Source organism: Mesorhizobium sp. PAMC28654, assembly GCF_020616515.1.
Lineage (GTDB): Bacteria > Pseudomonadota > Alphaproteobacteria > Rhizobiales > Rhizobiaceae > Mesorhizobium.
Window position 1 is genome coordinate 5,585,870 of the sequence record NZ_CP085135.1, and the last position, 25,038, is coordinate 5,610,907.

General features: G+C 63.9%; 28 protein-coding genes and 2 pseudogenes. 15 read left to right on the top strand and 15 right to left on the bottom strand.

Annotated features, from left to right (window positions below):
* Window positions 1-56: 56 nt before the first annotated feature.
* On the top strand, window positions 57-371 hold the full coding sequence (locus LGH82_RS27405; RefSeq protein WP_227345709.1) for a hypothetical protein: 315 nt from the start codon (window positions 57-59) through the stop codon (window positions 369-371).
* Between the two features lie 49 nt (window positions 372-420).
* On the opposite strand, the gene LGH82_RS27410 is transcribed toward LGH82_RS27405, so the two are convergent.
* Window positions 421-789, bottom strand: a complete 369-nt coding sequence (locus LGH82_RS27410; protein ID WP_227345710.1) for a winged helix-turn-helix transcriptional regulator — start codon at window positions 787-789, stop codon at window positions 421-423.
* A 91-nt stretch (window positions 790-880) separates the two neighbouring features.
* Between LGH82_RS27410 and LGH82_RS27415 the strand changes: the two genes are divergently transcribed.
* Complete coding sequence (locus LGH82_RS27415; protein ID WP_227345711.1) at window positions 881-1,486, top strand: NADPH-dependent FMN reductase; 606 nt, start codon at window positions 881-883, stop codon at window positions 1,484-1,486.
* Between the two features lie 166 nt (window positions 1,487-1,652).
* Here the strand turns inward: LGH82_RS27415 and LGH82_RS27420 are convergent, their stop codons facing one another.
* Window positions 1,653-2,201 carry an MBL fold metallo-hydrolase gene (locus tag LGH82_RS27420; protein ID WP_227345712.1) on the bottom strand — a complete coding sequence of 183 codons (549 nt, stop codon included), beginning with the start codon at window positions 2,199-2,201 and terminating at the stop codon, window positions 1,653-1,655.
* 17 nt (window positions 2,202-2,218) lie between these two features.
* Here LGH82_RS27420 and LGH82_RS27425 point away from each other — a divergent pair, with 17 nt between their 5' ends.
* Window positions 2,219-2,503, top strand: a complete 285-nt coding sequence (locus LGH82_RS27425) for a hypothetical protein (protein ID WP_227345713.1) — start codon at window positions 2,219-2,221, stop codon at window positions 2,501-2,503.
* Between the two features lie 36 nt (window positions 2,504-2,539).
* Here the strand turns inward: LGH82_RS27425 and LGH82_RS27430 are convergent, their stop codons facing one another.
* On the bottom strand, window positions 2,540-2,947 hold the full coding sequence (locus LGH82_RS27430; RefSeq protein ID WP_227345714.1) for a winged helix-turn-helix transcriptional regulator: 408 nt from the start codon (window positions 2,945-2,947) through the stop codon (window positions 2,540-2,542).
* Between the two features lie 97 nt (window positions 2,948-3,044).
* On the opposite strand from LGH82_RS27430, the gene LGH82_RS27435 reads away from it, so the two are divergent.
* From LGH82_RS27435 to LGH82_RS27445, 3 genes are all read left to right on the top strand, one after another.
* Window positions 3,045-4,034, top strand: coding sequence for a quinone oxidoreductase family protein (locus LGH82_RS27435; protein WP_227345715.1), 990 nt, complete (start codon window positions 3,045-3,047; stop codon window positions 4,032-4,034).
* A gap of 181 nt (window positions 4,035-4,215) precedes the next feature.
* Complete coding sequence (locus tag LGH82_RS27440; protein WP_227345716.1) at window positions 4,216-5,439, top strand: glycosyltransferase; 1,224 nt, start codon at window positions 4,216-4,218, stop codon at window positions 5,437-5,439.
* Window positions 5,440-5,600: 161 nt separating this feature from the next.
* Window positions 5,601-6,527: a DMT family transporter gene (locus LGH82_RS27445; protein ID WP_227349696.1), complete on the top strand. Its 927-nt coding sequence runs from the start codon at window positions 5,601-5,603 to the stop codon at window positions 6,525-6,527.
* Between the two features lie 111 nt (window positions 6,528-6,638).
* On the opposite strand, the gene LGH82_RS27450 is transcribed toward LGH82_RS27445, so the two are convergent.
* Window positions 6,639-7,949 carry a hemolysin family protein gene (locus tag LGH82_RS27450; protein ID WP_227345717.1) on the bottom strand — a complete coding sequence of 437 codons (1,311 nt, stop codon included), beginning with the start codon at window positions 7,947-7,949 and terminating at the stop codon, window positions 6,639-6,641.
* Between the two features lie 77 nt (window positions 7,950-8,026).
* Window positions 8,027-8,728, bottom strand: a complete 702-nt coding sequence (locus LGH82_RS27455) for a LysR substrate-binding domain-containing protein (RefSeq protein WP_319799953.1) — start codon at window positions 8,726-8,728, stop codon at window positions 8,027-8,029.
* Window positions 8,729-8,742: 14 nt separating this feature from the next.
* Here LGH82_RS27455 and LGH82_RS27460 point away from each other — a divergent pair.
* Window positions 8,743-9,893, top strand: a protein-coding gene (locus tag LGH82_RS27460) for an IS3 family transposase (protein WP_413771365.1) whose coding sequence is annotated in 2 segments (ribosomal slippage) — window positions 8,743-9,007 and window positions 9,007-9,893 — 1,152 coding nt in all. Because the reading frame shifts where the segments join, the coding sequence is not laid out codon by codon here.
* 108 nt (window positions 9,894-10,001) lie between these two features.
* Here the strand turns inward: LGH82_RS27460 and LGH82_RS27465 are convergent.
* Window positions 10,002-10,181, bottom strand: a pseudogene (locus LGH82_RS27465) (LysR family transcriptional regulator); the annotation flags it as partial.
* A gap of 127 nt (window positions 10,182-10,308) precedes the next feature.
* Here LGH82_RS27465 and LGH82_RS27470 point away from each other — a divergent pair.
* Window positions 10,309-11,331 carry a zinc-dependent alcohol dehydrogenase family protein gene (locus tag LGH82_RS27470; RefSeq protein WP_227345718.1) on the top strand — a complete coding sequence of 341 codons (1,023 nt, stop codon included), beginning with the start codon at window positions 10,309-10,311 and terminating at the stop codon, window positions 11,329-11,331.
* Between the two features lie 67 nt (window positions 11,332-11,398).
* Here LGH82_RS27470 and LGH82_RS27475 read toward each other — a convergent pair whose 3' ends face one another.
* From LGH82_RS27475 to LGH82_RS27490, 5 genes are all read right to left on the bottom strand, one after another.
* Window positions 11,399-12,103 carry an LssY C-terminal domain-containing protein gene (locus LGH82_RS27475; protein WP_227345719.1) on the bottom strand — a complete coding sequence of 235 codons (705 nt, stop codon included), beginning with the start codon at window positions 12,101-12,103 and terminating at the stop codon, window positions 11,399-11,401.
* A 229-nt stretch (window positions 12,104-12,332) separates the two neighbouring features.
* Complete coding sequence (locus LGH82_RS27480) at window positions 12,333-13,139, bottom strand: extensin family protein (RefSeq protein WP_227345720.1); 807 nt, start codon at window positions 13,137-13,139, stop codon at window positions 12,333-12,335.
* Window positions 13,140-13,257: 118 nt separating this feature from the next.
* A complete protein-coding gene (locus LGH82_RS33390) occupies window positions 13,258-13,527 on the bottom strand; it encodes an extensin family protein (protein WP_264484339.1) in 270 nt (89 codons plus the stop codon).
* A complete protein-coding gene (locus LGH82_RS33395; RefSeq protein ID WP_264484340.1) occupies window positions 13,490-14,380 on the bottom strand; it encodes an extensin family protein in 891 nt (296 codons plus the stop codon). The genes LGH82_RS33390 and LGH82_RS33395 overlap by 38 nt, the downstream gene beginning before the upstream one ends.
* 114 nt (window positions 14,381-14,494) lie before the next feature.
* Entirely contained in the window at window positions 14,495-14,920 is a 426-nt protein-coding gene (locus LGH82_RS27490) for a DUF3775 domain-containing protein (protein ID WP_227345721.1), read from the bottom strand.
* 160 nt (window positions 14,921-15,080) lie between these two features.
* Here LGH82_RS27490 and LGH82_RS27495 point away from each other — a divergent pair, with 160 nt between their 5' ends.
* Both LGH82_RS27495 and greA read left to right on the top strand, forming a co-directional pair.
* Window positions 15,081-15,629, top strand: a complete 549-nt coding sequence (locus LGH82_RS27495) for a tetratricopeptide repeat protein (protein ID WP_227345722.1) — start codon at window positions 15,081-15,083, stop codon at window positions 15,627-15,629.
* A gap of 277 nt (window positions 15,630-15,906) precedes the next feature.
* Entirely contained in the window at window positions 15,907-16,380 is a 474-nt protein-coding gene (gene greA, locus LGH82_RS27500) for a transcription elongation factor GreA (protein WP_227345723.1), read from the top strand.
* A gap of 238 nt (window positions 16,381-16,618) precedes the next feature.
* Here the strand turns inward: greA and waaC are convergent, their stop codons facing one another.
* From waaC to rfaD, 3 genes are read right to left on the bottom strand one after another with little or no spacing between them, the layout of a single operon-like run.
* Entirely contained in the window at window positions 16,619-17,608 is a 990-nt protein-coding gene (waaC, locus tag LGH82_RS27505) for a lipopolysaccharide heptosyltransferase I (RefSeq protein WP_227345724.1), read from the bottom strand.
* The gene (gene waaF / locus LGH82_RS27510) at window positions 17,605-18,612 is read right to left on the bottom strand and encodes a lipopolysaccharide heptosyltransferase II (protein WP_227345725.1); all 1,008 of its coding nucleotides are present in this window, start codon (window positions 18,610-18,612) and stop codon (window positions 17,605-17,607) included. Before waaF ends, waaC begins: the two co-directional genes overlap by 4 nt.
* A complete protein-coding gene (rfaD, locus tag LGH82_RS27515) occupies window positions 18,585-19,535 on the bottom strand; it encodes an ADP-glyceromanno-heptose 6-epimerase (RefSeq protein ID WP_227345726.1) in 951 nt (316 codons plus the stop codon). The genes waaF and rfaD overlap by 28 nt, the downstream gene beginning before the upstream one ends.
* Before the next feature lie 170 nt (window positions 19,536-19,705).
* Between rfaD and LGH82_RS27520 the strand changes: the two are divergent.
* The 4 genes and pseudogenes from LGH82_RS27520 (at window position 19,706) to LGH82_RS27535 (ending at window position 23,193) form a co-directional block, all read left to right on the top strand.
* Window positions 19,706-20,336, top strand: a pseudogene (locus tag LGH82_RS27520) (LysE family translocator).
* Between the two features lie 152 nt (window positions 20,337-20,488).
* Window positions 20,489-21,979 (top strand): D-glycero-beta-D-manno-heptose-7-phosphate kinase, encoded by a 1,491-nt coding sequence (gene rfaE1, locus LGH82_RS27525; protein ID WP_227345727.1) that lies wholly within the window; start codon window positions 20,489-20,491, stop codon window positions 21,977-21,979.
* Window positions 21,980-21,986: 7 nt separating this feature from the next.
* Window positions 21,987-22,559 (top strand): SIS domain-containing protein, encoded by a 573-nt coding sequence (locus LGH82_RS27530; RefSeq protein ID WP_227345728.1) that lies wholly within the window; start codon window positions 21,987-21,989, stop codon window positions 22,557-22,559.
* Window positions 22,552-23,193: a D-glycero-alpha-D-manno-heptose-1,7-bisphosphate 7-phosphatase gene (locus LGH82_RS27535; RefSeq protein WP_227345729.1), complete on the top strand. Its 642-nt coding sequence runs from the start codon at window positions 22,552-22,554 to the stop codon at window positions 23,191-23,193. The genes LGH82_RS27530 and LGH82_RS27535 overlap by 8 nt, the downstream gene beginning before the upstream one ends.
* A gap of 83 nt (window positions 23,194-23,276) precedes the next feature.
* Here the strand turns inward: LGH82_RS27535 and LGH82_RS27540 are convergent, their stop codons facing one another.
* Window positions 23,277-23,753, bottom strand: coding sequence for an Lrp/AsnC family transcriptional regulator (locus tag LGH82_RS27540; RefSeq protein ID WP_227345730.1), 477 nt, complete (start codon window positions 23,751-23,753; stop codon window positions 23,277-23,279).
* 260 nt (window positions 23,754-24,013) lie between these two features.
* Between LGH82_RS27540 and trxB the strand changes: the two genes are divergently transcribed.
* Window positions 24,014-24,988, top strand: coding sequence for a thioredoxin-disulfide reductase (gene trxB / locus LGH82_RS27545; protein WP_227345731.1), 975 nt, complete (start codon window positions 24,014-24,016; stop codon window positions 24,986-24,988).
* Window positions 24,989-25,038 lie beyond the last annotated feature (50 nt).

The window sequence follows — 25,038 nt, forward strand, 5'->3', positions numbered from 1 at the left end:
ATATTCGCGTTCGCACGTTTCGATGACGGTGTCCCAGCGGGCCTGGGAGAGAGACAATGCGTCAACGATTGCTGAACGGCGCATTGGCAGGGGCGCTTGCAGGCCTGTTCTGCCTGCTGGCCGCAACCGCCTACACCGAGGTCAGGCAGGACGATACCGAGGCAAATTGCGCCTCCGGAAACCACGCCCTCAAGTCGCAAGCGGCCGGATGCAAAACCTGCGTTGCGATGCCATGCGACACAAGCGCGATGGCCATGAAAAATTGCGATAGAGCGGCGGCTTGCACAATCGACGGCAAGCTGATCGATCGGGACCCGAAATCGTACCGGAGCGAAAGTCGGCTGTGGGCTGGAATGCAGATGCAGCCGTAGCGTTTGTCTACGCTGGATGCCGCATCAAAACCCTTTCGGCACAAGGGTTTCAGGCATGAATTTCGTCGAATTTGGCGCGCGCGACCCTGACACGCTGGGTATTGATGCGCGCCCATTCGCCGAGTGCGCTGACGGGCACCAGCAGTTCGTGGCCCAACTCGGTCAGCTCGTAGTCGACGCGCGGCGGAATGGTCGGAAACACAGTTCGGGTGACAAAGCCATCGCGCTCCAACCCGCGCAAGGTGGTGGTCAGCATCTTCTGCGAGATGCCGCCGACGGCGGCGCGTAATTCATTGAAGCGCAGCGGCCCGTCGCCCAGCTTGCCAACGACCAGAACGGTCCATTTGTCGCCGACACGCTGCAGGATTTCCGAAACAGCGCGGCAGTCTTCGGTGCGGTGTGGGTGCCTCGGTATCAAAAAAGTGCCTCCTTGCGGATTGTTTTGGCAGTATCTCATATAGCTCCGGTATCCAAATGATACCAGCTATTTGCTTGCAAGGAGAGCCCCCATGTCAAAGCCAAGGATCGCCATCGTGATCGGTTCAACGCGCGCCGCGCGCTTCGCCGATGTGCCCACGCAATGGATCGCCAAGATCGCCAAGTCGCATGCCGACATTGATGTCGAGATCGTCGATTTGCGCGACTTCCCACTGCCGTTCTTCGATGAGGTCGCATCCTCCGCCTGGGTGCCGTCAACGAATGAAGTGGCGCAGCGTTGGCAGAAGAAGGTCGCCGAATTCGACGGCTTCATCTTCACCGCGGCCGAATACAATCACGGCCCGACGGCCGTGCTGAAGAACGCCATCGATTACGCAGCCAATGAATGGAACAAGAAGCCGGCCGGCTTTGTCGGCTACGGCTCCGTTGGTGGCGCGCGCGCCGTCGAGCAGCTCCGGCTGCATGCCGTCGAGCTGCAGATGGCGCCGGTTAAGTCCGCCGTCCATATCGCCTGGGGCGATTTTCTCGCCGTCCGCCAGGGTGAGAAGAAGCTCGAGGAGCTGGAGCATCTGAACCAGGCTGCCACGGCGCTGGTCAACGATGTCGCCTGGTGGGCCAAGGCGCTGAAGAAGGCACGCGATGCCAACGTGATCGACGAGGAAATCAAGGCGGCCTGATCCGCCTGTCGAAATAATCCTCCCAAGGATACGGGGCGGCGCTTGCGTCGCCCTTTTCAATTCCGGGAAGTCGCGTCCTCCTCCCGCGCCAGCCTTGGCCTGATAAGGCAATCGGCGAGGCGATCCATCCGGGCTGTCCCTCATCCCCAAGCGATTTCGGGCTCCACTATAGTGGCTCAAACCGAAAGCTGCCACTGGATCGGACGACGCGGCCTACGCCGGGCGAGTCCAGATGAGCGCCTGCAGCGAAATGATTGTCGTCAGCTGCAAGCGCCAGCAGCCGCAACCGGCTCTCACGCGCCTGTTCTTGATCCGTATCGAATTCCCACGTCACTTCCGGCCGATCGAACTGAAGCGATGGAACGTGAACGGTGTCGCCCCAGATCAAGATGCGCTCGCCGCCGCTCGAAACGCGAAAGCAGCTGTGCCCCACTTCATGGCCATGAGCGCCGATGATGTCGACATGTGCCCCGAGACGGTCTCCCGCTTCGAATGGTTCGGCCATGTCGTGAAATCGTTCAAGCCGCGCTTCGGCGCGAAACAGGCCGAGTTCCTCCCGGGGAATGAGCAGGCGCGTCAGGCGCGGGAAAGCGTCCCCGCCATCAGCAAGCACAAGACCATGGATATGGTCGAGATGCGTATGGGTGAAGCAGACGGTGCGGACACGTCCGACATCAATGCCGGCTTCGTCCAGCGCCTGGGGAAGCCGGCCCATGGTCGGGTGCCAGGCATTTGAGCGCCAGTATCGATCAAGATGATCTCATTTCCATCGTCAATCGCGAAGGCATTGACGGAGAGTCTGAGCTGACCGCCAACCAATGGGACTTGTTCCGGCAATTCGTCGCCAAATGGCTTGTCGTCGCGTTGGCGAAGCCGTCCGATCGGCATGTCGACATAGCCATCGCGCAAGGAAGTGATGCGCAGGTCACCAAGAGTGTAGGTCGAATGAAGTCCGCCCGATGCTGTGCGGTGCATTTTTGCCGATCCGTTCTGAAGACAATCGTGAGTCTGCGGTAGGCAGCCGGCGTCGGCAACCCGCCATGTCAATTCGATTTAGGCCATGCGCGCGTGCGTCGCCTGCCGTGGCCGGATGATGCAGTCGGCGAGGCGGTGCATCTCGTTGAGTTCATCCGCATGATGCTGGCCCCACTGGCAGAGCGCCAGCAGGATCGGCTCGAGGCTGAAGCCGAGCGGCGTTGCCGAATATTCGACGCGCGAGGGGATCTCGGCAAAGATCTCGCGGCTGACGAGGCCGTGTTCCTCCATTTCCCGCAACTGCTGGATCAGTACTTTCTGGGTGATGTCTGGCACCTTCGCCTTTAGCGCCGTCAGACGCCGGGGACCGTCGAAGAGATGATAGAGGATGACCGCCTTCCAGCGGCCGGAGATCACTTTCAGCGCGCGTTCCGCCGGCAGCATCGGCAGTCGCTTGATCGGCATTTTCCTGGCTGGACTGGCCATGGTCACCTCCTGGTCAGCAGGGGACGAAAGAGTGTGTAGTCGATGCCTCGCAGATAGTGGCAAACCGCAGCCGATGCCAGTGCGATCGGAGTTTGCCATGAGAGCCATTCAAGTGAACCGTTTCGGCGGCCCGGACGTGCTTGAGGTCGTCGAGTTGCCGACGCCTGAGCCGCGGCCCGGTGAGGTCCTGATCCGCGTTCATGCGGCGGGGATAAATTTCTTCGAGGTGCTGATGCGCGGGGATCGTTATGCGGTGACGCCGCAATTGCCGATGATCCCGGGCGTCGAGGCCGCGGGGACGGTGGAAGCGCTCGGCCAGGGCGTGGATGCGCGGCTGCTGGGCACACGCGTCGCGGCGCCCTTGTTCGTCTCAAAACGTGCCTTCGGTGGATACGCCGATCATGTGACGATCGACGCTGATCTCGCCGTGCCACTGCCGGATGCCCTTCCATTCGAGGACGCCACGGCATTGATGGTGCAGGGCCTGACGGCCCTTCACCTGCTGCGGCAAGGCCCGCCAGACGGCAAATCCGTGCTGGTGCCGGCGGCGGCGGGCGGGGTCGGTTCGCTCCTTATCCAACTCGCAAGGCTGAAGGGCGCAAGCCAGGTGATCGCTGCCGCCGGCGGCAAGGCCAAGCTCGATTTTGCCCTGTTTCTCGGCGCGGATGCGGCCATCGACTACAGCCAGCCGGATTGGCCAGCGCATGTTCGCGATATCACCGGCGGTGAGGGCGTCGACATCATCTACGACACCGTTGGTGGCGCGCTGACGGCCGCGTCCCTGCAGGCGGTGGCGCCCGGCGGGGAACTGGTGTTCGCGGCGCTCGGCAGGTTCGCGCTCGCGGCCTCCGATCTGGAAGAGATGATCGGTCGCAACCAATCGCTGAGAGGGTTTGCGTTGCTGCCGCTCTTGTCCGGGGACGCATTGAGGGCCGGCCTGTCGGAACTGTTCGCGCTGGCGACGAACGGTCGGCTACGGGTTGCGATCGGCTGCCGCTTCCCGCTCGACCGGGCCGGCGAAGCGCACCGCCTGATGGACGAGCGCCGCTCTACCGGGAAGGTGGTGCTGATGCCCGCGGTCGATTAATCGCCCACGACCCAATCTGACGGCATGACGCCGCTTGGCGGGAGCGTCCACGGCACAAAACAGAGGGAAAGGGGAGAGCGCTGCTCTCCGTACCATACATACGGCGCGCAAGGGACTTGCGGCAAGACCCCACTCCCACATTAAAACCCGCCACCTTAGCCAAGGAAACGGGAGTCACGAAATGCGGGTATTGCTGTCGACATACGGGTCACGCGGGGATGTCGAGCCAATGGCGGGGCTTGGGGTGCAACTGCAGGGCCTCGGCGCCGAGGTCGTGGTGTGCGCGCCGCCGGATGAAGACTTCGCGGTGTTGCTGGCGCGTGCCGGCGTGAAGCTGGCGCCGGCCTTCTCATCGGTGCGCCAATGGATGACCGAGGCGTTGGCGAACCGGGCGGCGGTGGACCTGCCGGGGCTAGCGGCCAAGGTGCTCGCCGGGCAGCTCGACGCGATCGCAAAGGCCGCCGAGGGGTGCGACGTGATCCTGGCGGCCGGCCTGTTCCCGTCCACGGCCGCCGCGCGGTCGGTGGCCGAGCAGATGGGCCTACGCTACGTCTATGCGACCTTCTGTCCGACCTGGCTGCCATCGACGCATCACCGGCCGCATGTCTATCCAGGCCATCCCCTTCCACCGGACGTGACGGACAACCGCGTGCTGTGGGATCTGAACGTCCAGGCCATGAACGCGGTGTTCGGCGAGGCGTTCAACACGCACCGCGCCTCGATCGGGCTGCCGCCGGTGGACAATATCCGCGACCATGTCTTCACCGCCCAGCCGTGGCTCGCATCGGACCCGACCTTGAGCTCATGGCGGCCGACCGATCTTCGCGACGTCGTGCAGACCGGAGCGTGGATCCTGCCGGACGAACGTCCGCTTCCGGCCAATCTGCTGGCGTTCCTGGATGCCGGCACGCCGCCGGTCTATGTCGGCTTCGGCAGCATGCCCATGAGTGCCGTGAACGAAGCCGGCCGTGTGGCCATCGAGGCGATCCGCGCCCAAGGACATCGCGCAATCCTGCTGCACGGCTGGGCCGACCTCGCCTTGATCGACGACCGCGACGATTGCTTCATCGTCGGCGACGTCAACCAGCAGGCCCTGTTCCGCCGTGTGGCGGCCGTCGTGCACCATGGCGGCGCGGGCACGACGACAACGGCCGCTCGGGCAGGCGCCCCCCAGGTGGTCGTGCCCCAGATCGCGGACCAGCCCTATTGGGCCGGCCGGGTGGCTGGGCTCGGCATCGGCGCGGCGCATGACGGTCCTGTGCCGACCGTCGAGTCCTTTTCGGCAGCGCTGAGCATCGCCCTGGCACCCGAGACCTCCGCACGCACGACCGCCGTGGCCGGCACGATCCGTACCGACGGAGCGGTGGTGGCGGCAAAACTGCTGCTTGACGCGGTGAGGCGATAGCGGCGTCAACCGCCTAACAGAGGCCGGACCGGACCATTGCGCCGATCCGGCCGATGACGGGCTGCGGTATGATTTGGGAAAGCCGCATTGGACCGAGACATGGACTGGGCTGCCATCTGGCCCTGCCGCCTGGTCCGATATATCCGGCTGCGATGCGCAGCATGAGCAAACCCGTGAAGTCACCCAGCCTGGCAGGCGTCGTTTCCCCGATGATCCCGGTGCTTGTATGCGCGCTCGCGATCTTCCTTCTATCCGCTATGGATGCGGCGATGAAGGTTCTGGTCATCGCCGTGGGCGTTTACAACACCGTGCTGTGGCGCAGCATGCTCGCGACCGTCGTCGCGGGCGTGGGCTGGTCGGCAGGGCCGCGCTCGCTTCCTGCCCCTTCCGTGCTGAGGCTGCATGTGCTGCGTGCCGTGGTTGTCGGCATTGTCTTGCTGTCCTTCTTCTGGGGGCTTGCCAGGCTGCCGCTGGCGGAGGCGATCGGGCTCAGTTTCGTCGCGCCCCTGTTTGCTCTCTTGCTCGCCGCGCTGCTGCTTGGCGAACGCATACAGCGTCAGGCGATCTGGGCCTCACTGGCCGGCATCGCCGGCGTCGCAATCATTGTGGCCGGGCAGTTTGGGCACGCAAGCTATGCCGGGGATGCCTTGCTTGGCACGGTGGCGGTGCTCGCATCGACGGTCTTCTACGCCTATAATCTGATCCTGGCGCGGCAACAGGCGCTGGTGGCCAAGCCAATCGAGATCATGCTGTTCCAGAACCTTTCCGTTGCGGTCATCCTCGGTCTCGCGGCACCCTGGCTCGCCATCGCCCTGCCGGGCGATCTTTGGCTTCCCCTGGCCGGGGTGACGGCGCTGTCGCTCGCCGGTCAATTCCTGATGAGCTGGGCCTACGCCCGCGCCGAGGCGCAATATCTGATCCCGACGGAATACTCGGCCTTCATCTGGGCGGTCGCGATCGGCTGGCTCTTCTTCGACGAGGCGGCGACCTGGACCACGCTGGCGGGGGCGGGCCTTATCGTGGGCAGTTGCCTGATCGCGGCGCGCTCGAATCCGAAACTTGCAGAACCAATCGAAGCCGCTGTTTAAGGGTGCGAAGTCCGCGCGATAGGCGCGTTCCGAACGCGCCATTTGTGATGCTGTAGGCGGCCGCCTTGACCTTCGCGGGCCCTGATCAGCTCGAACGCATGATCCCTGTCGTCAGCGCACCGGTTCGCGATGGGCGCCGGGCAGGCGGGTGGCGATGAGCTTGTCGATGCGGCGGCCGTCGAGGTCGACGACCTCGAAGCGCCAGCCTTGCGCGTCGACGCATTCGCCGGTCGCCGGCAGATGATGCATGTGCGAGAGCACGTAACCGGCGACGGTCTCGTAGTCGCGGTTTTCGGGCAGGTCGATGCCGAGAAGCTCGGCCATCTCGTCGGCCTGCATGTAGCCAGCAAGCAGCCAAGAGCCGTCATCGCGCTTGACCGCGTTTTCCTCGTCGCCGGCATCGACATCCGAGCGGAACACGCCGGTGATGGCTTCGAGAATGTCGGCCGGGCTGACGATGCCTTCGAAGTGGCCGTATTCGTCATGGACCAGCGCCATCGGCACGTCGGATTCCTTGAGTTTCTGCAGCACATCCAGCGCGTCGGCCTGGTCATAGACGATGGGCGCGGCGCGCACATGCTTGCGTGGATCAAGCGTGCGGCCGGCAAGGATCGCTGCCAGCACGTCTCGCGTCTGGACGACACCGACCATGACGTCGACGCCGCCGTCTCCGGCCGGCAGGCGGGAATGCTGCGTCTCCATCAGCAGTTTGCGGATGGTTGTTTCGTCGGACTGCAGGTTGATCCAGTCGACCTCGGTGCGCGGCGTCATCACGGCGCGCACGGCGCGGTCGCCAAGCCGCATGACGCCGGCGATCATGCGGCGTTCGTCGGATTCGATGGTGCCGTGATGCTCGGCCTCGGCGACCAGCATCTTGATCTCCTCGTCGGTGACCTTCTCCTCGCTTTCGCCGCGCTGCCCGAGCAGCCACAGGATGGCGCGGCCGGAAATATCGAGAAGGAAGACCAGGGGGGCCGAGATGGTGGCGAGGATGGTCATTGCCGGGGCTGCCCGCGCGGCAACGCGCTCGGGATCGCGCAGCGCGATCTGCTTGGGCACCAGTTCGCCGACGATCAGCGAGAAATAGGTGATGATGGCGACGACGATGCCGACGCCGAGCGGGTCGGCTACGGTTTCGCGGATGCCGGTCGAAGCCAGGTAAACGGCCAGCCGGTCGCCGAGCGTGGCGCCGGAGAAGGCGCCAGAGAGGACGCCGACCAGGGTGATGCCGATCTGCACCGAGGACAGGAACTTGCCGGGATTCGAGCCAAGCTCCAGTGCACGGCCGGCGCCGTTGATGCCGCGGTCCACCATCGTCTTGAGCCGGGCCGGCCGTGACGAGACGATGGCAAGCTCGGACATCGATAAAAGGCCGTTCACGCAGATGAGGACGACCACGATGGCAATTTCGACGTACAGCATGCGGGGTCAATAGCATTGCCGCATAGTCTTCGAAAATAGTCCGCCGCCATTTTTACAAGATGATCTGCATTGCTGTTTCAGGCCGCATCCCAAGGTGGTGCCGAAAAGTGTTCGATGAGGGCATCGACGACGACGCGAACCTTCGGCGTCATGGCGCGCGTCACCGGCCAGACGGCATGCACGACGATGTCTTCGACCAGGCAGTCCGAAAGCACCGTCTCTAGTTCGCCGCGCCGCAGGCTGTCAGCCAACAGCCAGGTCGGCAGGAAGACGATGCCGCAGCCGGCAAGGGCTGCATCCAGCATCGGTTCGCCGTGACCGAGGACCAGCCGGGCGCGAGGCACGAACTTTCCAAGATGGCCATCGGCATGCCGCACGGTCCAGGGCCGGACGCCGCCGTCGCGGCCATAGCCGATGACGCTGTGATAGGCGAGGTCCTCGATTAACTGTGGTCTGCCGTGTTTTTCAAGGTAGGCGGGGGAGGCGCAGATGGCCGAACGCTGGGCATAGATGCGCCGGGCCGCGAGCGAGAGGCTGTCGTCGAGATCGCCCATGCGGATGGCGAGGTCGATGCCTTCCTCGATCAGGTCGACGCGCCGGTCGTTGAATGAGATTTCTATCGTCAGGTCCGGGAACTTTTTGGAAATGTCGAACAGCACGGGCGCGACGCAGCGGCGGCCAAATGCCAGTGGGACATCTACGCGTAGCCTGCCGGATGGAACCAGCCGCCGCGAGGCGAGCTGGACTTGCCCCGAAAAAGTGGAGAGTTTCCTTCTGATGAAAGGCGACCTCGATGACGAAACAGAGACAGTTTACGGATGCGTTCAAGGCGGAGGCGGTTGGCCTTGTGCGAACGAGCGGTCGGACGAAGCGGCAGATCGCGGAGGATCTTGGTGTTGGTTTCTCGACGCTGACGCGATGGATGGGTCGGCAGCTGGATCGTGAGATGGGCGATCCTGGGCGTCCGCCTGATGCTGATGTCGCCGCTGAATTGAAACGGCTGCGGCGGGAGAATGAAATCCTTCGGCAGGAGCGGGATATCTTGAAACGGGCGACGGCTTTTTTCGTCAAGGAGGGAAGTCGGTGAGGTTCGCGCTCATCGACCAGGCGAAGAAGGATTTCCCTGTGGACCGTTTGTGCGCGACGCTGGGTGTCAGCCCGAGCGGCTACTTTGCCTGGGGGCGCCGGCCGGCGTGCCGCCGGCAGCGCGACGACATGATAATGCTGGCGCATGTGCGATCGTCGTTCGCGCTGTCGAACGGAACCTATGGTAGCCCGCGCATGACGCGGGAACTGCAAGACAATGGCTTTGCCATTGGCCGGCGACGAACGGCGCGTCTGATGCGGGAGAATGGCCTCCAGGCAAGACAGAAGCGGCGGTTCAAGCGCACGACGGACAGCGAACACGCCTTTCCGGTTGCCCCCAATGTCATCGACCAGGATTTTGCCGCCACTGGTCCCAACCAGAAATGGGGTGCCGACATCTCCTACATCTGGACGCGGGAGGGCTGGTTGTACCTTGCTGTCGTCATCGATCTGTTTGCCCGCAAGGTCGTTGGCTGGGCTGCTGGCAACCGGCTACACCGCAGCCTGGCTCTGGCAGCGCTCAACAAGGCGTTCGTCATGCGGCAGCCGGAACCCGGCCTCATTCACCACTCCGACCGCGGCAGCCAATATTGTTCTATCGACTACCAAGCCGAATTGCGTGCCGCCGGCGTCATCATCTCAATGTCAGGCAAGGGCAATTGCTTTGATAACGCCATGGTCGAAACATTCTTCAAGACGCTGAAAACTGAACTGATCTGGCGCACCTCTTTCCTTACCCGCGCCGATGCCCAAGCCGCCATTGCCCGATATATCGACGGCTTCTACAATCCCATCCGGCGGCATTCCGCGCTCGACTACATCAGCCCGATGCAGTTCGAGCGAAACGCCGCCGAATGAGCAACCCGCTCTCCACTTTACCGAAGCAAGTCCAAGCAGCGACTGGGCGGTGTCGATTTCGGCCAGCGCCCTGACACATGCTTCGTAGTAGCTCAAGCCTTCGCTGGTCGGGGTCAGGCTGCGGGTCGTACGGTTGAGCAAGCGGACGCCCAGGCGTTGTTCGAGTTGCGCGACCGACTTGCCGACCGCCGATTTCGTCACATGCAGCCGCTTGCCGGCGCCGGTGAAACTACCGGCTTCCACCGTCTGAACGAATGCGAGAATACCTTGCAGGCTCGCCGCTTCCATTGATGGTTTCCTATTGTGGAATTTTGATCTTCAATCAGTCGCCGAATATGCCGCACTGAAGCGCTTTTCTCCATAGTGAAATGGCATAAATGTCTCGCGCGGCAATCAATCACGGAGCGCGGACGACATGAGCACTGACATCAACAGATCCTGGCAACTGAGCGGCTTCGGCCTTTCCAGGCTGAAGCCGGCGGAAGGCGGGGTTCCCGAGCCCGGGCCGCATGACCTTCTGGTGCGGACCACAGCTGTATCGCTCAACTACAAGGACAAGATGATCGTCGAGGGCACCCTGATCCCCGACCTTGCCTTCCCCCACGTGCCCGCATCGGACGCGGTGGGCGAGGTGGTGGGCATCGGCAGTGCGGTCAGCCGGTTCAAGGTCGGGCAACGCGTGCTTGGTCAGGTGATCGCCGACTGGCCGGATGGCGATGCGCCACCCGTGCTGCACAAGCACACGCTCGGCTCGTCGCTGCCGGGCACGCTTTCGGAGTACGTGCCGTTTGGCGAAGATGCCGCCGTGCTGGCGCCGCCATCGTTGAGCGATGTTGAAGCCGCCACGTTGCCGATCGCGGCGCTGACGGCGTGGTTCGCACTGGCCGAGGCGACCAAGCCGATTGCGGGCCAGACCGTTCTCATCCAGGGCACCGGTGGCGTGTCGTTGTTCGCGCTGCAGTTCGCGGCCGCCTTTGGCCTTCGCGCCATCGTCACGTCAAGCAGCGACGACAAGCTCAGGCGGGCAAGGGAAATGGGCGCCTGGCAGGTCATCAACTATCGCACCCAGCCGGCATGGGATGAGGCGGCGCGCGACCTGACGGAGGGGATGGGCGTCAACCATGTGCTGGAAATGGTCGGTGGCGACAATGCGCGGCGCTCGATCAACGCGCTGGGCGCCGACGGCCGGCTGTCGGTCATCGGCCTTCTGGGCGGCATGGAGCTGAATTTCCCCATCATACCGTTCATGCGCAACCGGATCATCGTGCAGGGCCTGTCGATCGGCCACCGCCGCGCCTTCGAGCGGATGAACCAGGCGATCGAGGCGCTTGCAATCAAGCCGGTGATCGACAAGGTCTATGGTTTCGACCAGGTGCCGCAGGCGTTTGAACATCTGGAGAAGGGGCCGTTCGGCAAGATAGTGATCGCTACGTCCTGACGTTAGAGTTCTCTGTTTTGACACAATCCAGGACGCAAAGCCGCTTCGCACTTTTCCTGGAATTGCCCTAGGGCTGCAGCAGCACGCCGATAACGGCCTTGCCGTCGGTGAAATACGGATCGCCGCCGCCATTGTGCCCGGTGCGCGTCGCGCCGATGCCGGCGATGTCGCTGGTCGAGGTCAGAACGCCGGCGGCGGACAGGTCGCCGATCAGGAAGTCACGTTCGGCATCGAGGTCGGGGCCGATGTGATGGGTGATGGCGGCGGTGTTGTGGCTGAGGCCGACGCCGCGATCGAAGCTGGCCGAGCCCAGCCATAGCGTGCGCCCATCATCGCCGATCGCATCGGTGCGCCAGAAGCGGACATGATGACGCCGGTCAGCGCTGCCGCCGACCGGCTTTTCAAAGGCGAGGTCCTGCGCGCGGCCGTCGAACAGCAGACGGCTGACCGGCGCGTCGGGGTAGGGGTGGCTGAACAGGACGCTTTCGCCGATCCGGATCGCGGTCTTCAGTGTCGTGGCGTCGGCTGTGTCCCAGCCGGCGATGGCGAAGGCGTGGACCAGTTCCTTCTCGCTGCCGACAATGCCGACATTGATCGGGTCGCCAGGAATGCCTTGCGGCGTATGCGTCACCATCTGGAAGCTCTGCGTGCGAAAGCCGCGGTCGCGAAACGACCAGAATTCCGGCGCGGCAAGGTAGGCCAGCGCAAGATAGCCCGCGCAGAACGTCAACACCCAGGTCGTCGCGCGTCGCCGAAGGCTTGGTTGAATCATGACCCCGCTCGAGCCTTGCAGCATCTGTCGCCCGCCCCATCCGGGAAATCAATGGAGGCATGCAGCCGATTTGTGGTCAAATTCGGTTGAGCCGGCGGGACGGGAGCCGATGGATATTGCCGCGTGTCACGAAGGGGTCCTTGACGGCCGTCGCGCGCCGATCTCGGTTCCAGCATTGGCTGGCGCTTCAAAGCCGACCCGGCCGGGCCGCCTGAAGCAGGGCGCGTTATCAGCGGCAGGCTCGATAGCCGTTCTTGCGGTTCTTGATGTCGAAATGGAAGTGGTTGCGGTGGTCGTAATTGTAGCCGGGCCCGAGCACGGTGGTGAAATACTGGCAGCCGTCGGCGCGCACATTGTTGAGGAAGCCGCGTGTGCGGAAGGCGAACAGGCCGGGCTTGCGCACGTCGATGTCGTCGCCATTGTTGAGCTCGATGCTCATCACGTCGAGTGCATTGCCCTTGCCGTGCTCGGACAGCACGCCTTCGCCGGCAATGTTGCGGCAGGAATAGCTGGAGCCCTGGTGGATGGTCTTGACGCCGGAGAAATAGCGCCAGCGGGCCGATGGAACCAGTTCGTTCTTCGTCCAGGCGGCGAAGGTGGCGGCCATGTCGCAGGTCAGCGTCGCCGCCGGCTTCATCTCGACGCTGCCGATTGCCGAGACCTTGACCGGGTAGTCGATGCCGCACTGGCCTTCGTGGATCGGCGCAAGGTCTGTGTAGACCACACTCAGCCGCTTCAACTGCTGGCGGCAGTCGGTTTCGCTGGCCGGCATCTGCTCCACCGGCGACATTGGCTCGTCCATGCGCGGATAGGCGGCCTGCGTCATATACGGGTTTGAGGGAACAAGCCGCTGCATGCCGGTATATTGCGGTACTGACGATGTCTGTGCGCCTACGTCGACGGCCGGCTGCAGAGACAGCACGCTGCCGGTATTGCAGGCCGAGACAGCCGCGAGCGTAAGGCCGGCGGCCAGCAGCGCTGCACGTTTCGATTGGCGCCCGATCGTTAGAAACACGGCGCGGAATTTGCCGGCCATTGGCGGAGTCCTGATTCTGGATATCCGGCATTTTAACGATCAAGTGTAAAGGAAAACTCAGCGCCCGCGTTCACGCCTGCGGCTGAAATGCGGCACGCGGGCTCAGGGGGGAACCTGTTCACTGGCAGAACGTGCCGCCATGGCGGCGCGGTTCGAGGTCGAGGTGGAAATGCAGCGAGTGGTCGGCATCGCTGGCGGGGCCAAGCACGGTCTTGAACGGTCCGCAGGCTGCCTTGCGCACCGCATTGAGGAATTTCGCATCCTTCTCCGGTGGCGACGGGCTGATCTCGATCTTCTTGCCGTCGGACAAAGTGAAGCTGGCGATGTCGAGTGCGTTGCCGAAGGCATGCTCAGACAGTTTCCTGGTGCCATGGCGGCCGGCAGACAAAGGCGGATGCCTGGCTGATCGACTTCAGGTCCGCACCAAATTCGGCCTTCGCCGCCGGCTGGATGACGTCAGCGGCAAAGCGTGCCGCCGCCTCGGCCATCGGGCAGTTGAGCTCGGTGCCAGGAGCAATGGCGACCGACTTGCCAAGGCTCTTCAGCACGATCGGGTAGGGGATGGAGCATCCGATTTCTGGATTGCTTTCCGCCTTGTGCTCCTCGAAGTCGACGCCGAGCGTCTTCAGCCGCTCGCGGCAGGCGACTTCCTCAGCGGGCATTTTTTCGTCGGGCAGATCGGCCGAGCGCGGATCGGGAAGCATCGTCTTTTCGCCTGCATCCGCCGGCTTTGGCGGTGGTTGCGGGGCGACAGGCGGGGGCTGGGCCTCGGGCTCGGCGGTATCGGGCTTTGGTGTCGGGATCGGCACCACGGCTGGCGGCTCAGGCTCACTTTCCGTGTCGGCCGACGGCTTTGGTGCTGACGGCTCGGGACGTACCTGCTCACCCTGACGAGACTTCTCTTCATTGAGCCGGTCTTGATTGGGCTGGTTGGGAGCACCGGTGGTCTTTGGACCCTCTGGCTTTTGCTTTTCCGCCGCTGCGGCGTCGGGCTTCTGCTCGTCCGCGGGACGCGACTCAGGTACCGGCACACCGGCAGGCGATGGCTGCTGACCCTGCGTCTCCTGCTGTGCCTGGTTCGGCTTGATATGCCGGGTACCCCGCGTTTTCAGGCGCTGCTTGCTCCTCGACCGCAGCGGCTGGTCGACCCGCGGTGTCAGCGGCTGCTCCACCCGGGGCGTCAGCGGCTTGTGATGCCTGCGGTGCTTGGCGTCGGCCGGCACCACCAACAGAGCCGTCACGGCGATGACCAGTGCAATCGTATATGTTCGGGAAAAGACAGACGATGCCATCGCCGTCAACGGCGCGGCGGCCCTGAGGTTGCCTGCGCTCCATCACGAACGGTGACCGCGCTGTTACGCGCCGATCGCTTCCAGGCCTTCCTCCAGCCAGTCGGCCAGCAGCGGCATGCCGAGCAGATATTTCGCGGTGCGCTTGTTGGTGCGTTCGCGCGCCGCCGTCAGCGCCTCCGCCCATTCCGAGGCGTCATAGTCGCCACGGCCAACCCAGGCGAGCGCCACGAGTTCGGCGGCCTCGTCGACATTGAGATCGCTAATCAGCTCGCGCAGCTCTTCCGCGGTGAGGTTTTCGGAGCTTTCCTCGGCGAGACCATCATGGTGGTGATTGACATGCGACTGGCCGTCGAGCTCGACCTCATGTTCGGCGCCATCCTCGTAATCCTCGTTGACGGCGGCGCTGAGTGCCTTGGCCTTGAGGATGAACAGGCGCACGGTTTCGGGGCCGATCGAAAGTTCCCATTCCTTCTCCAGTCGCTGCTGCACCGGCCGTCTCCTTTCCGATCGTGCGATGATAGCGGATTTGCGGCGTCCGTCACGTCACGATCGCCGCCACAGCATCGGACGCATCCCAAAGATTCTTTTCCGGGATGAAACTCGGGGCGACCCGCGTTAGTGTTGCATTATCATCCTCAAGGAGGCTTCGATGCATAAAAGAATGCTGATCCAGGCGGCGACTGCCCTTGTCGCGCTGCAGTTCTTCGCCGTCCCGGTGTTCGCGGCCGGCGGAGACAGTTCGGGTAGTAGTGGCGGTGGCCAGACCGTCAGCCAGTGCAAGAAGGGCGAGGTCTGGGACAAGAAGAAGAAGAAATGCGTCGCGCCGCAGGAGGGCATGCTGGACGACGACAGCATCTATGAGGCCGGTCACGACCTGGCAATGGCAGGGCGCTATGACGAGGCGATCTCGGTGCTCACCCTTGCCGCCAACAAGCAGGACCCGCGCATCCTCAACTATCTCGGCTATTCGCACCGCCATTCCGGCCGCGTAACCGTCGGCCTCGGCTATTACCAGGAAGCGCTGCGCATCGACCCGAACTATACGCTGGTGCGCGAATATCTCGGCGAGGCGCATCTGCAGATCGGCGACCTGGCCGGCGCCCAGCAACAGCTGACGGAAATCGAAAAGCGCACCGGCAAGGGTTCGCGCGAATACGGCATGCTGTCGGAACAGATCGAGCACTACATGCGGAGCTGATTCGGCTCCGGCATTTCCTCAACAACGGCTGCGAGCAATCGCGGCCGTTGTCGCCGGCCATCCCGCCGCCGTCGCTGCCGCCACGGCAATTGCAAAAGTAGCGGATGATTTTGCCAAACCGCATTTTGAGCGTGAAAAACCCGCAAAGATTGCTATATTCAGGGAAATTGTGGTGAGACGGTTCCGTTAGCCCGAGGCTGCCGGACCGTTTTCTTTTTGTACCATCGACAAGGCTTTCCCCGAAACGCGGGGGTGGCGGCAGGAAAGGTCAGGCATCATGAACAAGGTCCCGATGACAGGCGGCGGGTTCGCGTCATTGAAGGAAGAACTGCGTTGGCGTCAGCAGGAAGAGCGGCCTCGCATCATCGAGGCGATCTCGGAAGCGCGCTCGCATGGCGACCTCTCCGAAAATGCGGAGTACCACGCCGCCAAGGAGTCGCAGAGCCTCAATGAGGGCCGCGTCAACGAGCTTGAGGATTACATCGCCCGGGCCGAGGTTATCGACGTCAGCAAGCTGAGCGGCGACAAGGTCAAGTTTGGCGCCACCGTCGTGCTGGTCGATGAGGACACCGAGGAGAAGAAGACCTACCAGATCGTTGGCGACCAGGAAGCCGACGTGAAGTCCGGCCGCATCTCGATCTCGTCCCCGATCGCGCGCGCGCTGATCGGCAAGGCCGTCGGCGATGCCATCGAGGTCAACGCGCCAGGTGGTGCAAGGGGTTACGAGATCGTCAAGTTGCAGTTTATCTAGGGGTTTCGAGGGGCGTCGCTTTCAAGCCAAGGCTTGCGCCCCCCCTCATCTGGCTGCCGCCATCTTCTCCCCGTGAACGGGGAGAAGGACGCTTTCGTCGACGATTTCGCCAATTTTCAGCATTGCAAAGAAGGTGCCGGCGTTGCGATCAGCTTCTTTCTCCCCGTTTACGGGGAGAAATGCCCGGCAGGGCAATGAGGGGCAGCGCTAGCCTTTCCAATTGAATTGATTGAATAAATCAATTCTTGCGGGCGCTGATCCGCCCAAGCGCCCGGCGCTCCATCAGCTTCTCCGCTTCCGCCATCACCTCCACCGGCGTCACACGCCCACCGGGCGCGGCCAGAAGTGTCGATGCGTAGGGCCCGCGCGGGCCGGTCAAACCCGGCTCCGTCGCCAGGAACACCGCGACCGTCGGCAGGCCGAAGGCGCTGGCGAGATGGGTCAGGCCGGTGTCGGCTCCAACAACCAGCGTCGAGCGGCCGATGATCGCGGCGAGCCCTGAAAGCGATGATTTTGGCACCAGAACCGCCTGCGGAACCGCCCCAGCAATCGCTTCGGCCACCGCCTTCTCGCGCTCGTTCGACCAGGTGGTGACCGGAATCATTCCTCTTTCGACCAGCAGGCGAGCGGTTGCGATCCAGTCTTCGGCCGGCCATTTCTTGTCCTCGCGGCTGGTGCCGTGCAGCAGGAAGGCGGTCTTGCCATCGATTTCCGCGACATGGCCCGTTGGCGCGACGATGCCGGAATCCAGCTTCGAAAGATCAGGCTCGTAGCCGAGCGCCAGCCCGAACAGCCGCCGCGTGCGCTCGATGGCGTGCAGGTCGCGCGGCACGCCGTAGCGGTGGTCGTAGAACAGCGCGGCCTTCGGTTCACGCGCGCTCCACTGGTCGAAGCCGGCGATCGGTGCCGCCGCCTGCTTCGCCACCACGGCGGACTTCAGCAAGCCCTGCGCATCGATGACCAGATCGTAATGGCAGTCGCGCAGGGCATGGCGCAAGTGAGCCGCCTGGCGCCATGTGCTTCGATCGAACAGGTTCTTGCGCCAACGCCTGATGGCGACCGTGTGGATGGCGCCGATCGCCGGATGCAGCGCCACGATGCCGGCGAAAGCCTCTTCCACGCACCAGTCGAAGAACACGTCCGGCCGCTTGTGGCTGGCATCCTCCACCGCTGGAAACGTGTGGATGACATCGCCCATCGAGGATGTCTTGACGATGAGGACCTTCATGCCGCTGCCGGGACTTCCAGCAATCGGTCGGCGGCCGCGACGACTTGCGCGACATCGAGCGTTTTCAGGCAGTTGAGGTGGCCGAGCGGGCAGACTTTCTTGTGGCAGGGCGAGCAGGAGAGGCCGAGCCAGACCAGTTCGCGCTGTTCCGCCAGCGGCGGCGTATTCTGCGGCGAGGTCGAGCCGTAGACGGCGACGATCGGTGTGCCGACGGCGGCGGCGACATGCATCAGCCCGCTGTCGTTGGACACGGCCAGCCTTGCGGCTCCAATCAGGTCGATGGCGTCCTCCAGCCTCGTCTGGCCGGCGAGGTCGACGACGCCCGGTGCCAGCGCTGCGATCTCCGCCGTCACGTCGCGGTCGTTCTTCGACCCGAACAGCGCGACCTTGAATCCCCTGCTCATGAAATCGCGGGCAAGCCCGGCATAGCTTTCGCTCGGCCAGCGCTTGGCCGGGCCGAACTCGGCGCCGGGCATGAGCGCCACGAATTTGCCCGCCTGCAGTCCGAATCGGCCGAGCAGCGCCGCCTGTTTTTCGGTATCGATGGAAAGCCTGGGCGCGCGGAACGTGCCGCCCCGGGCGAGGCCGAAATAAGCCTGCGCCGTGCGCCGCTTCACAGCATCGGGCAGCGGCACGATGTCGGTCAAAAGGCCGTAGCGCATTTCCCTGAGATTGCCGACGCGGGTGGGAATGCGGGCAAAGAACGGGATCAGCGCCGACTTCCAGCTTCCCGGCAGGATATAGGCCATGTCGTAGCGGCCACGCAGCAGGCGTCCGAAGCGGCGGCGATGGGTGAATTCGAGCGCGCCGGGTTTCAGCGGAAAGTCGATCTGCTGGCGTATCTCGGGCATGCGCTTGACCAGCGGCGCCGCCCAGGCCGGCGCCAGCACATCGATCGCGGCATTGGGATGCAGTTGCTTCAGCGCCGAGAACAGGCACTGCGCCATCACCATGTCGCCCACCCAGCGTGGGCCGATCACGAGGATCGTGGGGCTCTCAGCCATTCGACATAGTCTCTGACACCGGTTTCGACCGTCCGGAATTGGCCATTATAGCCGGCTGCGCGCAACCGGGACATATCAGCTTGCGTGAAACTCTGGTAGCTGCCCTTGAGGTGGTCGGGGAATTCAATGAACTCGATCTCGCCCTTGCCCAGCGTGTCGATCACCGTTTCGGCGATGGCGCGGAACGGCTGGGCGCGGCCGGTGCCGCAGTTGAAGATGCCGCTCGAGTCACGCTTCCACAGCCACAGATTGACGTCGGCGACATCGCCGACATGGATGAAGTCGCGGCTTTGTTCGCCCGGCCCGAAACCATCGTAAGCGCCGAACAGTTTCGGATTCTCGCCCCGTTCGACCTGGTTGAACAGATGGAAGGCGACGGAGGCCATGGCGCCCTTGTGCGCCTCGCGCGGTCCGTAAACGTTGAAGTAGCGCAGACCCGCCACCGGTGAATGATCGGTGTCGAAAACGGTGCGGCGGACATAGTCGTCGAACAGCTTCTTGGAATAGGCGTAGACATTGAGCGGGCGCTCGAGCGCCGGTTCCTCGCGGAATTCGGAACCGCCGCCGTAGACGGAGGCGGAGGAGGCGTAGAGGAAGGGCACGCGCAACTTGAGGCACTCATGCAGCAGCCGCTTCGAATAGGTGTAGTTCACCTCCATCATGAACTTGCCGTTCCACTCCGTCGTGGTCGAGCAGGCGCCCTGGTGGAAGACAGCCTCGATGCGGCCGAGGCCGCCGGCCTCGAGGGTGGCCAGGAAATCATCCTTGTCGAGATAATCGGCGATCCTGAGATCCGCGAGGTTGGCTGTTTTGTGGCCGTCGGTGAGGTCGTCGACGACGAGGATGTCATCACGGCCTTCGGCGTTGAGCGCGGCGACGATGTTGGAGCCGATCATGCCGGCGCCGCCCGTGACGATGATCATGTTGCTGGCCCTGATGCTCGTTTCGCTTGCCGATTCCGGCCCTTATAAGGGAGCTACACAGGGCTGTCGACAAAACAGCTTGTCGAGAGCGGTGCGGGCCAGCCACAGTGGCGCCGCAAAGCTCTCGTTTCAGTCGGTTCGCGCCGCTTGGCGCATGGGGGGACAAAGAAATGCCGTCGACCGAACTGCTCATCGCGTTTTTCGCCACCACGGCGATCTTCGCCTATATTCCGGGTCCCGCCATGCTCTATGCCGCCGCGCAGACGATGGCGCGTGGCCGCTGGTCCGGCCTGACGGCGGCACTTGGCATTCATCTGGGTGGCTATGTGCATGTCTTTGCCGCCGCAGCCGGCCTGTCGGTGCTGTTCCACGCCGTGCCGACGCTCTACATGGCGGTCAAGCTTATGGGTGCTCTCTATCTGATCTGGCTCGGCGTTGCCCTGTTCCGCAAGCGCGTGGAGGGGGATATGACGCTGCCTTTGATCGAACGCAAATCGGCGCGCCGCGCCTTTTTGGAGAGCATCGCCGTCGAGGTGCTCAATCCGAAGACGGCGATCTTCTTCATGGCGTTCCTGCCGCAGTTCATCGATGCTTCGGCGGCGTTTCCGGTCTGGCTGCAGTTCGTCGTGCTGGGAACCATCGTCAACCTGATGTTCTCCTCGGCCGACATCGTCTGCGTGTTCCTGGCCGGTGCCGTGATTGGCCGGCTGCGGCGTTCGAGCAGCGCGCAGCGTCTGCTGCAGCGCGGGCGGGGCCGTGCTGGTCGGGTTGGGCGTCCACGTCGCCCTGCAGAAGAGCTGACCGTCCGGGCCGGGGTCATGTGCTGGCGTTGCGCTGCGTGGATTTGCGGTATATCGGCTTCGCCATGAACGATCCGGCCCCCGACAATCCGGCCAGTCGACAATGATGACCTATATGAATGAGATCGGCCTTATCAGCGCGTTGCCAGTGACATGATCAAGCACAATCCACCTTCTCCCGAACCCTTGCACCGCGCCATCGCGCGGTTCGGCCAGGCCACCGTGCTGGTGGTCGGCGACTTCATCCTCGACCGCTTCGTCAACGGCGTCATCGAGCGGATCTCGCCGGAAGCGCCGATCCCCGTGCTGCACGGGCGCGGCGAAATGTCGGCCATGGGTGGCGCCGGAAATGTGGTCTGCAACATCGTCTCGCTGGGGGCCAGGGCCATTCCGGTGTCGGCGATCGGCGCCGATCACGCCGGCGACAATCTGATGCGCATGCTCGGCGAGCTTGGCGTCGACACGGCCGGCCTCTCGCAGGATCGCGGCCGCATGACCTCGTCGAAGAGCCGCTTCAGCGCGCTCAACCAGCAGGTGCTGCGTTTCGACGAGGAAGAGATCAAGCCGCTGGGCGCCACCGAGCGGGCGGCGCTGATTGGGCATTTCCGTGATGCGTTGGGGCGTGCCGACATTGTCATCCTGTCCGACTACGGCAAGGGCATATTGCTCGACGGCGTCGCCGCCGAACTGATCGCGATCTGCCGCGAGGCGGGCAAGCCGGTGCTGGTCGACCCGAAGGGCCGCGACTACGGGCGCTATGCCGGCGCCACCGCTATCACCCCCAACCGAAAGGAACTCGGCGAGGCTGTCGGCCGCGCGGTGTTTTCCGATGACGAGATCGTGGCGGCCGCGCGCGCGTTGATCGCGGCGCACGGTTTCGAGTTCGTGGTCGCGACGCGCAGCGAAAAGGGCATGAGCGTCGTCGGTGCGGATGATGCCCGCCATATCGCCACGCAGGCACGCGAAGTGTTCGACGTTTCGGGCGCCGGCGATACGGTGATCGCGAGTTTCGCGCTGGCGCTGGCAGCGGGCGCCGACCGGGTCGCTGCCGCGTCCATCGCCAATGCCGCCGGTGGCGTGGTCGTTGGCAAGCGGGGCACCGCGCGGCTGACCGTCGAGGAACTGACCGGCGCGCTGTTTCGCTCGCACGGACCGACGGTCCACAAGGATGCCATCCTCGATGCCACCGCCGCCGCGCGGATGGTCGCGGCGTGGAAGGAGGAGGGCCTGAGCGTCGGCTTTACCAATGGCTGTTTCGACATCCTGCATGCCGGCCATGTCAGCCTGTTGCACGCGGCGCGCAGCCAGTGCGACCGGCTGGTGCTCGGCCTCAACAGCGATTCTTCGGTGCGCCGGCTCAAAGGGCCCAGCCGTCCGGTCAACGACCAGCATGACCGCGCCTGCGTACTCGCGGCCCTTGCCTCGGTCGACGCGGTGGTGGTTTTCGAGGAGGACACGCCGCTGGCGCTGATCGAGGCCCTGCTGCCCGACATACTGGTCAAGGGCGCCGACTATACGATCGATACGGTTGTCGGTGCCGATGTGGTGCAGAAAGCCGGCGGGCGCGTCGTGCTCGTCGATCTCGTCGCCGGCAAGAGCACGACCGGCACCATCGGCAAATTGCGCGCCACCGGAAGCAATTGAGGATTTCATGTCTGAACTGAATGACTATCTGATCCGCTCGGCGGCAGCTATCACAGCCACGGTCGAGCGCGACCTGACCAGCGAGATGGAGCGCGCGGCGGACGCCGTCGTGACGGCTCTTTCGCAAGGCAAGGCCTTCCTGATCGCCGGCAATGGTGGTTCGGCCAGCGACGCCATCCACATCGCCGGTGAACTGGTCGGCCGCTTCCTCAAGGAGCGCAAGGCCTACAATGTCATCGCGCTGCCGGCCAATGCGGCGGTGCTGACCGCCTGGGGCAATGATTACGGCTTCGACACGGTGTTTTCGCGCCAGGTCGAGGCGCATGGCTCGGCCGGTGCTGTGCTGCTGGCGATCTCGACCAGCGGCAATTCGCCGAGCATCCTCGCCGCCGCCGAGCAGGCTAGGATGATGGACATGACGGTGATCGGCCTGACCGGCGACACCGGCGGCAAGCTGAAGCCGCTGTCGGATATCCTGCTCAACGTGCCTTCGACCTCGACGCCGATCATCCAGCAGGTGCATCTGTGCCTCTATCACTATCTGTGCGAAGTGGTCGAAGCGCGCCTGCACAATGGCTGACAGGGACGCCCCGCTGAACCCGTATCCGCTGGCGGAGCCGGGCCTATGGGTCGAGCGGGTCGGCGAGCGCACTTTCGCCGCCGGAACACCGGCGCTGTTCCTCGATCGCGACGGCACCATCAACGTCGATACGGGCTATCCCGACGACCCCGCCAAGATGGTTCTGCTGGGTGGCATCGTGCCGGTCATCGCGGCGGCCAACCGGCGAGGCATTCCCGTCGTCATCGTCACCAACCAGTCGGGCATAGCGCGCGGCTATTTCGGCTGGGGCGATTTCGCTGCCGTCAACGGCCGTGTGCTCGACCTGCTGCGCGCCGACAATGCATCCGTGGATATGGTTGTCGCCTGCGCCTATCACGACGCGGGTGAGGGGCCGCTGGCGATCGCCGATCATCCGATGCGCAAGCCCAATCCGGGCATGCTGCTGGAGGCGGCGAAGCGTCTCGGGCTCGACCTCAAGCGCTCGCTGATCGTCGGCGACAAGCCGGCGGACATGGAAGCGGGCCGGCGTGCGGGGCTGTCGCGTGGCTGGCTGGTCGATGGCGACGCGACCGGCGAAGCCGGGTTCGAGGTTCTGCCGTTGCGCGACCGCGATGATCTGGAAGGGCTGCTGGCGGCGGTCGAGGCGCTTTGAGCGGGCCCCAACAGATTCACGGGACGGCTCTATCCATCTGGTTTTCATAGGTTTTCAGCAGGTTTGCTGCTTCAACCAGAATATCAGGCCTTGAACGCCACCAGCCCCTCGTCCTTGACGCGGCGGATGGTCAGCGCGGTGCGCACCGTGTCGACATTGGGCGTCGAGGTCAGCTCCTCGATGACGAAGGTCTGGAAGGCGCCGAGGTCGCTTGCCACGCAATGCAGCAGGAAGTCGGATTCGCCCGACACCATCCAGGCGTCGCGCACGATCGGCCATCCGCGCGTGCGTTCGGCGAAGGTGCGCAGCTCCGCGTCCGCCTGGTGATGCAGCCCGACCAGGCAGAAGGCGACGACATCGAGACCCAGCGCCGGTGCGTCGAGCAAGGCGCGGTAGCCGCGGATGATGCCGCTTTCCTCCAGGCGCTTGACCCGGCGCAGGCATGGCGGCGCCGAAATGCCAACGCGGCTCGACAGTTCGACATTGGTCATACGCCCGTCGCCCTGAAGCTCGCGCAGGATCTTCCAGTCGATGGCGTCGAGGTCGGCTTTGAGCGGCATGGGCGGCTTTCAGGCTGCGCGAAAGAATCTTTCGTGATTTTGTAATTAAACGACTTTTGTGGCGACGCCAGCCCTCACCACGGCGATTTTGCGACGGTAGCGAAAGCGGTTTGTCCCGCGAGCAGGCAAATGGACCGAAGCTTTCCGGGGACGACGGTCCGATCGTCTTGCTGGCGTTGCCGGCAGCACTTACATTGTCAGCGATATCAGACGAGATTTTTCCGCCACGCTTCACTGGCTGCTCTCCGCAGAGGCTCTAGATGACCACCAAGCACGCTCCCGTTCTCATCATCGGCTCCGGCCCCGCCGGCTACACGGCGGCTGTATACGCGGCACGCGCCATGCTGAAGCCGATGCTGGTCGCCGGCCTGCAGCAGGGCGGTCAGCTGATGATCACCACCGATGTCGAGAACTATCCCGGCTTCGCCGATCCGATCCAGGGTCCGTGGCTGATGGAGCAGATGCTGAAGCAGGCCGAGCATGTCGGCACCGACATCATCAACGACATCATCACCGAGGTCGACCTCAACGTGCGGCCATTCCGCGCCAAGGGCGATTCCGGCACCACTTACACGGCGGACGCGCTCATCATCGCCACCGGCGCGCAGGCGAAATGGCTGGGCATTCCGACCGAACAGCACTTCATGGGTTTTGGCGTGTCGGCCTGCGCCACCTGCGACGGCTTCTTCTATCGCGGCAAGGATGTCGCGGTGATCGGCGGCGGCAATTCGGCGGTGGAGGAGGCGCTTTATCTGTCCAACCTCGCCAAGAGCGTGACGGTCATCCATCGGCGCGGCGACTTCCGCGCCGAGCGTATCCTGCGCGAGCGGCTGCTCAAGAAGGACAATGTCCGCGTCATCTGGGATACGGTCATCGACGAGATCACCGGCCGGCCCGGCAAGACGCCGCTGCCACCATCGGTCGAAGGGCTGAAGCTCAAGCATGTGGTGACCGGCGCCGAGACGCACCTCAAGGTCGACGGAGTGTTCGTGGCGATCGGCCACGCTCCGGCGGTCGATCTGTTCGTCGGCAAGCTCAAGCAGAAGCCTAACGGTTACCTGTGGACGGCACCGGATTCGACCCGCACCGACGTACCCGGCGTGTTCGCCGCCGGTGACGTGACCGATGATATCTACCGCCAGGCGGTGACGGCGGCGGGGCTCGGCTGCATGGCCGCGCTGGAGGCGGAAAAGTATCTGGCTGGCATCGAGGTTCACCGCGAGGCGGCTGAGTAAATTTGTTCAAAAAACGGCTTAGCAACGCCGTGTAAAAGCCTGATTTTTCA